Source organism: Marinobacter sp. OP 3.4, assembly GCF_036224885.1.
GTDB lineage: Bacteria > Pseudomonadota > Gammaproteobacteria > Pseudomonadales > Oleiphilaceae > Marinobacter.
Map to the genome: position 1 here is coordinate 61,002 of NZ_JAVVLT010000096.1, position 14,835 is coordinate 75,836.

General features: G+C 63.6%; 13 protein-coding genes. 10 read left to right on the forward strand and 3 right to left on the reverse strand.

Annotated elements, in window-relative coordinates:
* Positions 1-45: 45 nt before the first annotated feature.
* Entirely contained in the window at positions 46-762 is a 717-nt protein-coding gene (rph, locus tag RO069_RS15540) for a ribonuclease PH (protein WP_328188774.1), read from the reverse strand.
* Positions 763-970: 208 nt separating this feature from the next.
* Between rph and RO069_RS15545 the strand changes: the two genes are divergently transcribed.
* From RO069_RS15545 to RO069_RS15565, 5 genes are all read left to right on the forward strand, one after another.
* Positions 971-1,837 carry a YicC/YloC family endoribonuclease gene (locus RO069_RS15545; protein ID WP_328188776.1) on the forward strand — a complete coding sequence of 289 codons (867 nt, stop codon included), beginning with the start codon at positions 971-973 and terminating at the stop codon, positions 1,835-1,837.
* A gap of 176 nt (positions 1,838-2,013) precedes the next feature.
* Positions 2,014-2,661: a guanylate kinase gene (gmk, locus tag RO069_RS15550; protein WP_328188778.1), complete on the forward strand. Its 648-nt coding sequence runs from the start codon at positions 2,014-2,016 to the stop codon at positions 2,659-2,661.
* Positions 2,662-2,768: 107 nt separating this feature from the next.
* Entirely contained in the window at positions 2,769-2,981 is a 213-nt protein-coding gene (rpoZ, locus tag RO069_RS15555; RefSeq protein ID WP_328188780.1) for a DNA-directed RNA polymerase subunit omega, read from the forward strand.
* A gap of 183 nt (positions 2,982-3,164) precedes the next feature.
* Complete coding sequence (locus tag RO069_RS15560; RefSeq protein ID WP_328188782.1) at positions 3,165-5,336, forward strand: RelA/SpoT family protein; 2,172 nt, start codon at positions 3,165-3,167, stop codon at positions 5,334-5,336.
* A gap of 96 nt (positions 5,337-5,432) precedes the next feature.
* The gene (locus tag RO069_RS15565) at positions 5,433-5,819 is read left to right on the forward strand and encodes a RidA family protein (protein ID WP_328188783.1); all 387 of its coding nucleotides are present in this window, start codon (positions 5,433-5,435) and stop codon (positions 5,817-5,819) included.
* A gap of 25 nt (positions 5,820-5,844) precedes the next feature.
* Here the strand turns inward: RO069_RS15565 and RO069_RS15570 are convergent, their stop codons facing one another.
* Positions 5,845-6,720 (reverse strand): NAD-dependent epimerase/dehydratase family protein, encoded by an 876-nt coding sequence (locus RO069_RS15570; protein ID WP_328188785.1) that lies wholly within the window; start codon positions 6,718-6,720, stop codon positions 5,845-5,847.
* A gap of 52 nt (positions 6,721-6,772) precedes the next feature.
* Here RO069_RS15570 and RO069_RS15575 point away from each other — a divergent pair, with 52 nt between their 5' ends.
* The 3 genes from RO069_RS15575 (at position 6,773) to RO069_RS15585 (ending at position 11,317) form a co-directional block, all read left to right on the forward strand.
* A complete protein-coding gene (locus RO069_RS15575; protein WP_328188787.1) occupies positions 6,773-7,735 on the forward strand; it encodes a hydrogen peroxide-inducible genes activator in 963 nt (320 codons plus the stop codon).
* Positions 7,736-7,744: 9 nt separating this feature from the next.
* A complete protein-coding gene (gene recG / locus RO069_RS15580; protein WP_328188789.1) occupies positions 7,745-9,820 on the forward strand; it encodes an ATP-dependent DNA helicase RecG in 2,076 nt (691 codons plus the stop codon).
* 129 nt (positions 9,821-9,949) lie between these two features.
* Positions 9,950-11,317, forward strand: a complete 1,368-nt coding sequence (locus tag RO069_RS15585; protein ID WP_328188791.1) for an HDOD domain-containing protein — start codon at positions 9,950-9,952, stop codon at positions 11,315-11,317.
* Positions 11,318-11,665: 348 nt separating this feature from the next.
* Here RO069_RS15585 and RO069_RS15590 read toward each other — a convergent pair whose 3' ends face one another.
* Positions 11,666-12,124, reverse strand: a complete 459-nt coding sequence (locus RO069_RS15590) for a DUF2489 domain-containing protein (RefSeq protein WP_328188792.1) — start codon at positions 12,122-12,124, stop codon at positions 11,666-11,668.
* A 217-nt stretch (positions 12,125-12,341) separates the two neighbouring features.
* On the opposite strand from RO069_RS15590, the gene RO069_RS15595 reads away from it, so the two are divergent.
* On the forward strand, positions 12,342-13,037 hold the full coding sequence (locus tag RO069_RS15595; RefSeq protein ID WP_328188794.1) for a hypothetical protein: 696 nt from the start codon (positions 12,342-12,344) through the stop codon (positions 13,035-13,037).
* Positions 13,034-14,626, forward strand: a complete 1,593-nt coding sequence (lnt, locus tag RO069_RS15600) for an apolipoprotein N-acyltransferase (RefSeq protein WP_328188795.1) — start codon at positions 13,034-13,036, stop codon at positions 14,624-14,626. The genes RO069_RS15595 and lnt overlap by 4 nt, the downstream gene beginning before the upstream one ends.
* Positions 14,627-14,835 lie beyond the last annotated feature (209 nt).

Sequence of the window (14,835 nt, forward strand, 5' to 3'; positions counted from 1 at the left end):
TCCGCCGCGCTTTTTTTATGATCGGCACACCAGTGTCCCGTGCGGTTATTCCGCCAGCGCCGATTTCTGGATTTCGAACAGCTGATTGATGCCCTGTTTGGCCAACGTCAGCATGCTGTCCAGCTCTCCCTGGTCGAAGGGTGCACCTTCGGCAGTGCCCTGGATTTCGATGAAACCACCCTGGTCGGTCATGATCACGTTCATGTCGGTTTCCGCCGCGGAGTCTTCCGGGTAGTCCAGGTCCACCACCGGGGTGCCCTGGTATACGCCGACGGACAGGGCGGCGACCATCTGCTTGAGGGGGGATTTGGACAGTCGTCCTTCCTTTACCAGGTGGTTCAGCGCATCCACCAGGGCCACGCAGCCACCGGTGATGGCGGCGGTGCGGGTGCCGCCATCCGCCTGGATGACATCACAGTCGATGGTGATGCTGTGTTCGCCCAGGGCTTCCAGGTCCACCGCGGCCCGCAGGGAGCGGCCGATCAGCCGTTGGATTTCCACAGTGCGTCCGCCCTGCTTGCCCCGGGCGGCCTCCCGGCCCATGCGGCTGCCGGTGGAGCGGGGCAGCATGCCGTATTCGGCGGTGATCCAGCCCTGGCCAGCGCCGCGCAGGAAGGGGGGCACCTTGTTTTCCACGGAGGCGGTACAGATAACCCGCGTGTCGCCGAATTCCACCAGTACGGAACCCTCCGCGTGACGGGTGAAGTGGCGTGTGAGCCTGACGTCTCTGGGCTGGTCGGGCTGTCGTCCGCTCGGTCGCATAGCTAGTCCTTCTGTAAAGCTGGAGAATTGATTGAGGCCGGTCAGCGAAATGGGCTGCCGGTAGCGGGGAAAAGGACGGGGAGTATAACACGAGCAGTTCTCGGGGACCCGTCCGGCGCGATTGAATGTCGCCGAGGAAAGGGCGGGATTTTCCGGTATCCGAACTGATAGACTGTTACCCAATGTAACCGACCGACCCGGAGCAACCATGATCAGAAGCATGACGGCCTTCGCCCGCCAGGAGACCCAGTCAGAATGGGGCGTGCTGACCTGCGAGATCCGCACCGTGAACCACCGTTACCTGGAACCGTCCTTCCGGCTGCCGGAAGCGCTGCGGGAGCTGGAGAACGGTTTCAGGGATCACCTGCGCAAAACCCTGGGGCGCGGCAAGGTGGATGTTGGCATGCGCCTGCAGGCCTCAGAGACCGCCGACACCGGGGTAGTGGTGAATGACCGGCTGGCGGAATCCCTCAACGAGGCCATCAACCACGTCAACCGGATGCTGGACAACCCCGCCCACATCAGTGCTATCGACGTGCTGCGCTGGCCCGGGGTGCTGGAACGGGAGGAGCCCGACCTGAGCCCGGTCAAGGCCGCGGCGGATGAGCTGTTCCGTCGTGCCGTGGAGGATCTGGTGCAGGTGCGCGAACGGGAAGGGGAGCGCCTGCGCCCGTTGTTCGATGAACGCCTGTCCGCCATGACCGCACTGGTTGGTCAGGTGCGGGAACGGATGCCGGAACTGCTAAAGGCCCAGGAGGAAACCCTGCGGGAGCGTTTCCGCGCCGCCTCGGTGGAACTGGATCCGGACCGGATCAGCCAGGAGATGGTCATGCTGGCCCAGAAATCCGACGTGGCCGAGGAACTGGACCGCCTGGACGCCCACCTGATCGAAGTCTCGGATACCCTCCAGCGCAACGACGCCATTGGTCGCCGGCTGGATTTCCTGATGCAGGAACTCAACCGCGAGGCCAATACCCTCAGCAGCAAGTCCATCGATGCGGACGTTACCCGGATTGCGGTGGATATGAAGGTCTACATCGAGCAGATGCGGGAGCAGGTGCAGAACCTGGAATAGCCCTGCCGGGCTTCATCGGGTCACGATGCATTTTCCACAGAGGCGGGCCGCCGGCCCGGTCACAGACCGGGAATTCCGGCAGGGTGGGCGAGGCGCCCCCGAATCCGTATAATTGCGCACTCTCTAACCGGGGCGCCCGAGGCGACCCCAAGTCCGTTAAGCAGCAGCGCAGCCCTATGAGTCAGCCCGTCGAGAAAGGCACACTGTACGTCATCTCCGCGCCCTCCGGTGCCGGCAAGACCAGTCTGGTGGGGGAAATGATCAAGGCGGACGACCGCCTGGGCGTCTCCATCTCCCACACCACCCGTCCCATGCGGCAGGGGGAGAAAGATGGCGTCAACTACCATTTCGTCAGCCGTGAACAGTTCGAGGCCATGATCCTGCGCAATGAGTTCCTGGAACATGCGGATGTCTTCGGCAACTACTACGGCACCTCCCAGGTGTGGGTGGAGCAGACCCTGTCCCGGGGTCAGGACGTGATCCTGGAGATCGACTGGCAGGGTGCTGCCCAGGTGCGCCGGCTGATGCCGGACTGCGTCAGCATCTTCATAGTGCCACCGTCCGCCGCCGAGCTGCGGCAACGCCTGACCGGCCGGGGCACCGACGCCGAGGACGTGGTGGAGCGACGTCTGGCGGAGGCCGCCGAGGAATGCCGCCATGCCCTGGAGTTCGACTACCTGGTGGTGAACGACGACTTTGCCCGGGCACTGGATCAGTTGCTCTCCATTGTCACCACCCAGCGGCTACGAATGGAGCGCCAGGAGGTTCGCCACGCGGCGCTGCTCTCGGAGTTGATGGCCAGTGATCAGGGCGGCCACAACTGAATCCTGCTGTGTACATTATGACCGCTTGGCAGTAAACTGTGCGGTCTGCTGGAAAAGCCCGGTAAGCCGGGCCACATCGTAATCGTTTATCTCAGTCGGGGAAGATAATGGCACGAGTTACCGTTGAAGATTGCCTGGAGAACGTGGACAACCGTTTCCAGCTTGTTATGCTGGCAACCAAGCGCGCGCGCCAGATTGCCACCAAGGGCTACGAGCCGCTGTTGCCGGAAGAGAACGACAAGCCGACCGTGATCGCCCTGCGCGAGATCGCCGAAGGCAAGGTGTCCCGCGACCTCCTGCGCGAGGAAGAAGAGGACTGAGCCCGGTCCGGTGACGGGGCCCGCGGTTGGCCGCGAAAAAGACCATTGAAATTCGCCCCGATGGATTTATAGTGGGAAAAGAGCACAGTTTTCCCGGCGGGGTACAGGAAGAACCCGAATGTTCGCATTCGGGTTTTTTTGTCCCCCGTCTCCAGAACATCCTACGGAGGCGCGGTGTCGCAAGTGGCTGCAGTAGCAGAGCATCATGAACCGACGGTCGAAGACCTGACCGTCAGGCTCAGCGATTATCTGGACAGCAGTCGCATCAATCAGGTGCGACGGGCCTACTATTATGCCGAGCAGGCCCACGAGGGCCAGATGCGCCGCAGCGGTGAGCGCTATATCACCCACCCCCTGGCGGTCGCCACCATCCTGGCGGACATGAAGCTGGACCACCAGAGCCTCATGGCCGCCATGCTCCATGACGTTATTGAAGACACCGGTATTCCCAAGGACGCCCTGATCGAACAGTTCGGCGACCCGGTGGCGGAACTGGTGGATGGCGTCTCCAAGCTTACCCAGATCGAATTCCGCTCCCGCGCCGAGGCCCAGGCCGAGAATTTCCAGAAGATGACCCTGGCCATGGCCAGGGACATTCGCGTGATCATCGTCAAGCTGGCGGACCGGCTCCACAACATGCGCACCCTGGGGCCCATGCCCTATGAAAAGCGTCAGCGCATCGCCACCGAAACCCTGGATATCTACGCCCCCATCGCCAACCGGCTCGGTATGCACCGGGTGTGTACCGAGCTGGAGGACCTGGGGTTTGCGTCCCTCTATCCCATGCGGGCCAAGTACATCTCCAAGGCGGTGTCCAACCTGCGGGGCAGTCACCGGGAGATCATCGACGATATCCGCGGCAAGCTGGAGGACAAGCTCCAGGAGCGGGGCCTGCCGGGGCGTATCCTGGGGCGGGAGAAGCACCTGAACTCCATCTACAACAAGATGAAGTTCCGCCACAAGTCGTTCCACGAGATCATGGACGTGTATGCGTTCCGGATCATCACCGACACCGAGGACGACTGCTACCGCATCCTGGGGGCCGTGCACAGCCTGTACAAGCCGCTGCCGGGCCGCTTCAAGGACTACATCGCCATGCCCAAGGCCAACGGCTACCAGTCGTTGCACACCACCCTGTTCGGCATGCATGTGAACATCGAGATCCAGATTCGCACCGAGGAAATGGAGCAGATCGCCAACGACGGCATTGCCGCCCACTGGATGTACAAGCACGAGCAGTCACCGGTGACCTCGGTGAACCAGAAGCGGGTGGACCGCTGGGTGCAGGGCCTGATGGAAATGCGGGAGCGGGCCGACGACTCCCTGGAATTCATCGAGCACGTCAAGACCGACCTGTTCCCGGATGAGATCTACGTGTTCACGCCCAAGGGCAAGATCCTGGAACTGCCCTCTGGTGCCACCCCGGTGGATTTTGCCTACTCCATCCACACCGATATTGGCAACGCCTGCGTGGCCTGCCGCATCAACCGCAACCTGGGCTCCCTGAGCCAGCCGCTGCAGAGTGGCCAGACGGTGGAAATCATCACCGCCCCCAACGCCCGGCCCAATCCGGCGTGGCTGAGCTTCGTGGTGACCGGCAAGGCCCGTAGCAGTATCCGCCATGCCCTCAAGGTGCAGCGCCGCACCGAATCCGTGGAACTGGGCAAGACCCTGCTGAAGAAATCCCTCCACGGCTTCGGCCAGAAGCTGTCGGAGCTGGGCCAGGAGCAGATCGATGCCGTGGTCCGGCACAACCAGGTGGAGGATTTCGACGACCTGCTCAGCGATATCGGCCTGGGCAACCGCATGGCCTACCTGATTGCCCGCCAGTTGGTGGCCGGCGATGTGGGGGCTGAAACCAGCTCCCTGGATGTGGGCACCGTGTCGGACAGCGGCGATCGCAACAGGCGTGGCGCGGTCACCATCCGTGGTACCGAAGGCCTGCTGGTGCGCTTTGCCAGCTGCTGCAAGCCCATCCCCGGCGACCCGGTGGTGGGGGTCATGGATTCCGGCCATGGCCTGGTGATCCACAGCGACACCTGCCGACGGCTGCCGGAAAGCTCCGAGGACCGGGCTCACCTGACCCACCTCAAGTGGGCCAAGGACATCACCGACGAGTTCTCCGTCGAGCTGAGGGTGGAACTGGAGCGTCAGCGGGGCGTGATTGCCGAGATGGCCAGCGCCGTGGCCATGGCGGATGGCAACATCGAGCGCATCAATGTGGAAGAGCAGAACGCCCGGCTCAGCATTGTCAGCCTGGTGCTGCACGTCAACGGACGCCGCCACCTGGCCCGTGTCATGCGCCGTATCCGCAATATCCGGGCGGTGACCCACATTACCCGGATCCGCCACTGACTCCCTGATCACTTTTTTGCAGTCCCGGTGTTATTGACAGTGTCATCACCCCGGCGGCAGCATGTTCTTTTAACAGCAACGCAGGATTAACCTGACATGAGCAACAAATCCATCATCCAGACCGACTCCGCCCCGGAAGCCATTGGTACCTACTCCCAGGCCGTCAAGGCGGGGGATACCGTTTACCTGTCCGGGCAGATTCCGCTGGATCCGGAAACCATGGAAGTGGTGTCCGGCGACTTCGCCGACAAGACCCGCCGGGTGTTCGATAACCTGAGGGCGATCTGCGAAGCGGCGGGCGGCGAGCTCAAGGACATCGTCAAGCTCAACATCTACATGACCGACCTGGCCAATTTCGCCACCGTCAATGAAGTCATGGCCACCTATTTCCAGGAACCGTACCCGGCCCGGGCAGCCATTGGTGTGGCGGCCCTGCCCAAGGGCGTGCCGGTGGAGATGGACGCCGTCATGGTGATCAGCTGATCACCATGACGTTCACCGCGGGCGTCTATCCTGCCCTGAGGGCCCGGATCATGGGCTGGTAGCCGGCCCGGTAGTCCGGATAGGTAAACTCGAAGCCGGTATCCAGCAGGCGCTGGTTCCGGCACCGCTTGCTTCCCCCCCGTCCGCCACGGCGCCCGTCCGGGCCCGGCGGTTGGCAGGGCACCTGCTCACGGATCCAGGCGACCACGTCATCCAGTCGTGCCGGCTCACAGTCCGTGGCCAGGTAGCAGGTGTCCAGTTCCACGCCCGCCAGCGCTTTCCCGATCAGGTGGACGCACACGGCGGCAGCGTCATCCTCGTGAATACGGTTGGTGTAGGGGCCTGGTGAATCCGGGTTCAGCTCACCGTTCCGCACCGCATCCAGGAACCGTCCCCGGCCCGGGCCGTAGATGCCGCTAAAGCGGATAACCGTGGCCGGCACGCCACTGTCCAGGGCCAGTCGCTCGCCCTCCAGCACCCGTTCGCCACTGAACCGGCGCGGCGCCACCGGACTGAGCTCGTCCACCTCGGAATCGTCGTCCTGGCCATACACGCTGGTGCTGCTGATAAAGAACAGCCGCTTCAGGTTACTGGTATCCGTCACCGCCAGCAGGTTCGCCAGTCCGTCCACATAGGCGCCACGATAACCGGCGTCGTCGTAGGTGGACGGCGTCAGGCAGTAGAGGATGATGTCCGGGGCTTCCGGTACCGCCCGGGCCAGCCCGGCCCGGTCCAGCAGGTCCGCCGGTGCCGGGTGCACGCCACGGGGGATGGCGCTGGCGGTGCGGCGGATGCCCCACACCTCGCCGATGTCCGTGAGGTCACTGGCGACGGTTCCACCGAGGGAGCCGCAGCCGGCCACCAGAATATGGGGTGGTGTATGGTCTGAAGAGATTGCCATAGTCAATTTCAATCCTTATGCTTGATTCCATAAAGAGCAATTGGAGCCTGTCATGACCCTGACCGAATTACGTTACATTGTCACGCTTGCCAGGGAAAAGCATTTCGGGCGAGCCGCCGAACGCTGTCATGTCAGCCAGCCCACGCTCAGTGTTGCGGTCAAGAAGCTGGAAGAGGAACTGGGTATCCCCCTGTTCGAGCGCAGCAAGAGCAGTATCCGTGTCACCGAGACCGGTCAGCGGATCATCGAGCAGGCCCAGCGGGTGCTGGACCAGGTCGGCGTGATCCGGGACATGGCCCAGGACGGCAAGAACCAGCTCAACTCACCCCTGCGGGTGGGGGCCATCTATACCATCGGCCCCTACCTGTTTCCCCACCTGCTGCCGGAACTGCGTCGGGCCGCCCCCGACATGCCGCTGTACATCGAGGAAAACTATACCGGGAATCTTCGCCAGAAGCTGCGGCAGTCGGAACTGGACGCGATTATTATCGCGCTGCCGTTCGAGGAGCCGGAGGTGGTGACCCTGCCGCTGTACGACGAGCCCTTCGTGATCCTGCTGCCCGGTGGCCATCCACTGGCCCGGGAAAAATCCCTGACCGCCGAGCAGCTCTCCAACGAACAGCTCCTGCTGCTGGGCCCCGGCCATTGTTTCCGCGACCAGGTGCTGGAGTCCTGCCCGCCGCTGGTGGAAGCGGTCACCGAGCGCAATGCCGGCGCCCGTGGACCGTCCCTGGTGACCGAGGGCAGTTCCCTGGAAACCATCCGCCACATGGTGGCGTCCGGCCTGGGGATTACCATACTGCCGTTGTCCGCCGCCACGTCCATGGCCTACGACGAGGACATCCTGGCGGTGCGGCCGTTTGCGCCCCCGGTGCCCTTCCGCACCGTGGCGCTGGCCTGGCGGGTGACCTTCCCGCGGCCCAAGGCGATTGATGTACTGTCCCTGGCGGCCAGCCAGTGCCGGGTAATCGAGAAGGCGGAACAGCAGCGACCGGCCCTGGTCGCCGGCGCCTGACCCGTGCCCATGGCATCACTGGAAGACCTGCCCGTCACCACGCTCAAGGGCGTGGGCGATGCCCTGGCGGGCACCCTCGCCAAACTGGGTATCCATTCGCTGCAGGATCTGCTTTTCCACCTGCCCCATCGTTATGAGGATCGTACCCGGATCATTCCCATGGGTAGCCTCCGGCTGGGGGACACCGGGGTGGTGGAAGGCACGGTGATGCGGGCGGACATGATGATGGGGCGCCGCCGCAGTCTGCAGGTGACCCTGAAGGATGACACCGGTTTCCTGGTGATGCGTTTCTTCCACTTCTCCGCAGCCCAGAAGGCGCAGCTTGCCGAAGGCGCCCGGGTGCGTTGCTATGGCGAGGTACGGCCGGGCAGGGCAGGGTTCGAGTTCTACCACCCGGAGTACCAGGTCAACCCACCGCCCATGCCGCCCCCCGGGGAAGCTACATTGACACCTGTGTATCCCCTGACCGAAGGCATCCAGCAACCCCGGGTGCGCGGTCTCTGTCGCCAGGCCCTGGGCTACCTGAAGCGTTACCCGATCCGGGACTGGTTGCCGGAAGCCCTGCTGGCGGACTACCAGCTCCCGGATATTACCTCGGCAGTCACCCTGGTCCACGCTCCGCCGGCGGATGCGCCGGTTCACCTGCTGATGGAGGGGCGACATCCTGCCCAGCAGCGTCTGGTGATGGAGGAATTGCTGGCTCACCAATTGAGCCTGCTGCTGGTGCGCCAGCAGATCCAGCAGCGCCAGGCCCTGGCCCTGTTGCCCACCGGTGACCTGGTGGACCGGTTCCTGGACCAGTTACCGTTCAGCCTGACGCCGGCCCAGGCGCGGGTGGTGTCCGATGTTCGCCAGGACCTGAGCCAGCCGGTGCCCATGTTACGGCTGGTGCAGGGGGATGTGGGGTCGGGCAAGACCGTGGTGGCGGCCCTGGCGGCTCTGCAGGCGGTGGCGGCTGGCGCCCAGGTGGCCCTGATGGCCCCCACCGAGATCCTGGCCGAGCAGCACTACCACAATTTCGTGCAGTGGCTGGACCCCCTGGGGCTTGAGGTGGTGTGGCTGTCCGGCAAGGTGAAGGGCAGGGCGCGTGCACAGGCCCTGGAACGGCTGGCGACGGGCGACGTGAGCCTGGTCATTGGTACCCATGCCCTGTTCCAGGGGGATGTGGCGTTCGACCGGTTGGGGCTGGTGATCGTGGATGAGCAGCACCGCTTTGGCGTGCACCAGCGTCTGGCCCTGAGGGACAAGGGCGCAGAGGGGGAGATGGCCCCCCACCAGCTGATCATGACGGCCACGCCCATACCCCGGACCCTGGCCATGAGTGCCTACGCCGATCTGGACACCTCGGTGATTGATGAACTGCCCCCGGGCCGTAAACCCATCGAGACCATTGTGATCCAGGATGCCCGCCGGGACGAAGTCATTGAGCGTGTCCGCAAGGCCTGCGAGTCTGGAAGACAGGCCTACTGGGTGTGCACCCTGATCGAGGAGTCCGAGGCGCTCCAGTGCCAGGCGGCGGAAGTCACCGCGGAGAACCTGAAGGAACGGTTGCCGGGGCTGGAGATCGGCCTGGTCCATGGTCGCCTCAAGGCCGCTGACAAGGCCGGGGTCATGGAACGGTTCAAGAACGGCGACCTGGACCTGCTGGTGGCCACCACCGTGATTGAGGTGGGGGTGGACGTGCCCAATGCCTCGCTGATCATTATCGAGAACCCCGAGCGGCTGGGGCTGGCCCAGCTCCACCAGTTGCGGGGACGTGTGGGCCGGGGGCATCAGGCCAGTTTCTGCGTACTCATGTACCAGGCTCCCCTGTCCCAGAATGGCCGGGCGCGGTTGCAGGCCCTGCGGGACAGCCAGGACGGGTTCGTGATTGCCGAGAAGGATCTGGAGATCCGTGGCCCGGGGGAAGTGCTGGGCACCCGGCAGACCGGCATGATGCAGTTCCGGCTGGCGGATTTTGAGCGGGACCGGGGCTGGATCGATACCGTCAGGGAGATCGCCCCGTCTATCATGGAACACCCCCGGTCAGTGGATGCGCTGGTAAGACGGTGGCTCGGTGAACGTGTACGCTATGGTGATGTCTGACCGGTGAATACCTGTCAGGGGGGCACGAAACCAACAGTCCGGGCCTGTCATCCGGCATCCTATGAGCCACAATATAAGAACAGGTAACCCACTAAACAGGTAACCCACTACAGGCGGCGGGAGAACAGCATGGATATGCCCGGTGCAATCCGGAAACTGCTTGAAGAATCTACTATTACCACCAAGCCTGAAACCATGGCAGTGCCGGCGATGGCACCCGTCCTGAGAATGGTGCTGCTGGGTGACAACCAGGGCCAGGTGCAGGTGATCAGTCGCACTGACGACCTGCTGGACCTGGCGGACCTGAACCAGCAACTGGGCCGGGACCTGCACCTGGTGTCGCAGAATGACTATGCCCGGGTGCGTAAGCAAACCGGTCTGCATGAGATCCCGGCGCTGCCCGCTTTGACCGGGTGGCCCACCATCGTGGACAGGCGGGTTCGGGAAACCGACCGCGTGGCCATCGAACCGGCGGGTGATAACGCACGTCTGGTGCTGACCCAGGCGGAGTTCCGGGAACTGGCGGGGCAGGTGGAAGAACGTGCCTTCTGTGTGCCGGTGTCGGATATCCGGGTCAACCTGGAGTCGCCCGAGCGGGACCGGGAGCAACTGTTTTCAGCCATCCAGCGTTTCACCGGCCTGCGCATCCGCCAGCGCCTGGAAGATACCCTGGAACTGCCACCGTTACCGGAATCCGCCCAGCGGATCATCCATCTGAGGGTCAACCCCAATGCCAACATGGGGGACCTGGTGGAAATTGTGGAGAGCGACCCGAGCCTGGCGGCCCAGGTGGTCAGCTGGGCCTCGTCCTCATTCTACGCCGCCGCCGGGCAGGTGCGTTCGGTGCATGATGCCGTCTCCCGCATCCTGGGCTTCGACCTGGTGATGAACCTGGCCATGGGGTTGTCTCTGGGGCGCACCCTGAACCCACCGACGGACCATCCCCGGGGCTTCGTGGGTTACTGGCAGCAGGCCATCTGGCAGGCCCAGGCGGCGGGGGTGTTGGCTTCGCTGATGCCCCGGGACCGTCGACCGGCCTTTGGTCTCGCCTATCTGGGCGGGTTGCTGCACAACTTCGGTTACCTGGTGCTGGCCCAGGTGTTCCCGCCCCATTTCCGGTTGGCCTGTCGCCACTGGGAGGTGAACCGCCATCTCGACACATCACTGGTGGAGCATCACCTGCTGGGAGTTACCCGGGAACAGCTGGCCGCCGAACTCATGGCCAACTGGGGCATGCCGGAAGAGGTAATCGTAGCCCTCCGGCACCAGAAACACCTGGATTACCGGGGGCAGCACGAGACCTACGCACAACTGCTGTGGCTGGGGCGCCAGCTCCTCAATGAGCGGGGGTTGGGCATCGGGCCCAGGGAAGTCATTCCGGATCAACTCTACACCCACCTGGGCCTGGACCAGGACGACGTGGCGGAGAAGTTTGATGACCTGGTGGCGTCCAGGGATTCCGTGGTGGCCATGGCCGGGATGATGAACAACGGTTGACGGTATTATCCGTCCCCTGTTTTCGGCGTACCGAAAAAAGCCGGCCCTAAGGCCGGCAAGCTCACCCGCTTGTTGCAGATCACGGCACGCTCGAGTCATACGTGCCGACTACACTCTGGACGCTTGGTTACGCGGCCAGGCACGAACAGGGTTTGATAATAACTGTAGACAATTGGCCAGTGTTTGCTCAGTGGAGGCGGCCCGGAGATCACCTTTCAGCTTGCTATCCGTTACAAAGCGTATAAAAGTGCTTTATTTTCAAGTGACCCGCGACGACGCCCTGTTACAAAACGTTACAAAAAGATGATACCGGGTCTCGCTAAATCGTAAAGACACGGGCCGGAAGGCTCAGTCAAAGGTGTGGTGGCGAATCGCCGTGGCGGCGCGGCGGATGGCGTCCGAGTGGTTCTTCTCAAGGGCGAAGCGTTCCTCGTCCATCTTCCGTACAAAACGGGTATCAGTTTGCTGCCGGGCCCGGTGGGTGGGCATGTGCTGGATCTGGTCGTGGATCTCGAGGAAGATCCGATAGGGTGACTGTTCCAGCAGTTCCGGCGCCACATGGTCCAGCAGGCCCTTGATCCTCAGGCAGGCCTCGGAATACTCCACCTGGTCTTCTTCCACCGCCATGGCCAGTATGCGGATGCTCTCGATCATGCTCTCACGCCGTTCCGCCTGGAATGCCTGCTGGCGTGCCTGCTTGCGGTGGTGTGACCGGAGCAGTCGCCCATGCCTGACAATAAAGACCAGCAGCAGGACAATGGCGGCCAGGCCAAGCACAATCAGACTCCATTGCAACCACTGCGACATAACAGGCTCCGGTAAACGGGAAAGGGGCGCGAATTCACCAAACGGCACGCTAGGGTAACCAATCAACCGGTGGAAACACCAGCCTGGATGCATCCGACGGTCTTTCCCGGGTGGGCGGCAAGAGAAGCCATGCCGGCGTGTGAACTCCGTCATCACGACCACGGGCAGGCAATGGTTATGATGTGGACCCGATGATACTCCGGTCAAGGACAATGCCATGACAATCGTGGACAGGGAGCTCCGGCCCAGGGACAGCTGGATGCCGGCCATTGCCATGCTGACCGTCGCCCTGCTGGGGGTGGCGGCGCTGCTCAATGGCATTGGCCCCGTCGGTGTCATGGCGGGTGCGCATTCCGGCGGTGGTCACGTTGTGACCCTGCCTGCCCTGGCACCGGAGGAACAGGTTGCCTTTGCCGGGGTGGACCAGGCCATCGAGCGCCTGCACCTGACAGACGCGGAGCGCCCGGAGCAGTTTGAAGCCTACGAAAACCTGCTGCTGGCCGTGACGGAGAGTTTGCCGGCCAAGCCGGATGAGGCAGCCCTGGCGCGGGTCCGTGAACTGCTGGACAGGAGCCTGCCGCCACCGGCGGCCCGGGACGTGGCCGGAGTACTACCGTCATTCCTGGCCTACCGGCGGGCCGAGGAAAGCCTGCTGGAGCTGACCCCCGGTGCCCCACGAACCGCCGAAGGTGCCTACCTGCACCTACAGCTCCAGGATGCCTTGCGCCGGACTTTCCTGGGGAACGACCTGACGACGAAGCTGTACAGCGCCAGTTATCGCATGATCGATACGCACCTGGTCCGGCAGATGCTAATGGAGCGGGAAGACCTGGAGGAAGCTGAGAAACGACGCCTGATACGGGAGCAGATGGAAGCGCTCAGCGTTGGCCAGAACACGGGGGATTCGGGATGAATCGACGGATCTCCCCGGTGGCGTGGCTACTGCCGCTACTGGGGGCGGTGGCCACCGGTGTCATGGTGGCCGTGCCCTATAACTACGCGGGGTTCTATCCCCTGACCTGGGTGGGGTTCGTGCCGTTGCTGCTGGCGGCCCATGGCCGTGGCTACCGGGCCCATTACCTGCTGGGGCTGGTCGCCGGCCTGGCCATGTACCTGGTGGCAACACCCTGGATGGCGGAGTTCCTGCAGCGCCTGAAGGACTATCCCCTGGCACCCGCCCTGGCCGGCGCCACCCTGTTCTGGCTGCTGACCTCACAACTGCCGGCACTACTGATGGTCAGCTACCTCTGGCTGCAACGCCGGCTGGACCACCATGCGCTATGGGCTTTCCCCATATTGCTGATGCTGTTCTATGGCTGGTTCCCGGTATTGTTTCCGCTGCAACTGGGTGAAAGCCAGAGTGCCTTCCTGCCCGCCATTCAGGGGGCGTCTCTCACTGGTGTCTACGGCCTTGATTTCATGATCGGTGTGAGCAACGCCCTGGTGGCCGCGGCGATACTGCTGCGCCTGGGGCGGGAGCCAGCACTGGCACGTCACGGCAGCGCCCTGACGGCCGGTGTCGGGGTATTGGCACTTATGGTGTGGCTGGGCTTTGGCTGGTGGTCCCTGGCGCACTGGGATGACCGTGTCGCCCAATGGCCCAGGCTGCCGGTGGGCGTGGTACAGCCCAACGAAACGCCCAGTGCCTCGGTACCGGATCCGGAGACAGGCTACGCCAGGGCCTGGCCACCGGAAATGGCGGTGAGCGAACAGCTGGTGGCCGCCGGGGCGGAGGTGGTGCTCTGGCCGGAAACCCGGTACAAGGGCTATTTCGAAGTGGAGCACCTGCCTGGCGCCTACCGGCGCAATGTGTCCGCGCTTGGGGTGCCGCTGATCTTCCATGATGCGGAGCAGCAGCGTGGGGAGGGGGACTTCCGGGAATACAACACAGCGTTGTTCCTGGGGGAGAACGGCGAGCTGGCGGCGCGGTATCGAAAGCACCGTCTGGTGGCCTTCGGGGAGACCCTGCCACTGTCCCGGGAGTTTCCCTGGCTGGTGAACTGGGCCGAGGACTATCTGGGGGATTTCTTCGCCAACCTGACCCCGGGAACGGAGCGGGTGGCCTTCCCGGTCAACGGTGCCCACCTGGTGCCGGCCATCTGTTATGAGAGCGCCTTCCCCGGTCATATCGCCCGTTCGGTGGCGGCGGCCCCGGCCAGTCCGCTGCTGGTGGTGCTGTCCAATAACGGCTGGTTCGGTGACTCGCGCCAGCCCTACCAGCACGCCGGTGCCACGGTCCTGCGGGCCGTGGAAAGCCGGGTATCCCTGGTCCATGTCATCAACAATGGCCCTTCCACCATAGTATCCCCCTCCGGCCGGATCCTGGCGGCCACGCCCTTCCGGCAACGGTCCGGCCTGGTCAGCGAAGTGCCCTATACCCCGCCGGGAGAGCGTTTCAGTTCCTGGTTCACCCACTGGCCTGAGTGGTTCGTGATGGCGGCCCTGGGGCTGCTTGTGGCGGGAAGCCTGGTCGCTCGCCTGCGCCGACGGTTCCACGGCTGACCCCGGATTGCCTGTGCTGTGAAGCAGGTCCCGTTACCCGATGGTCGGCAGGCCCCGGGCCCGTTAGGGCGGGGTATATTGCCGGTCACGTTATAGCCTCTCCAGTGGGCGCGCCCCTACACTTTTCCTGCCTGAAGCAGTAAGCAACCAGCTTCCCCACTCAGCGGTGAAGCGATACTGAGACAAAAAATACAAGCAGGAGATTCGTC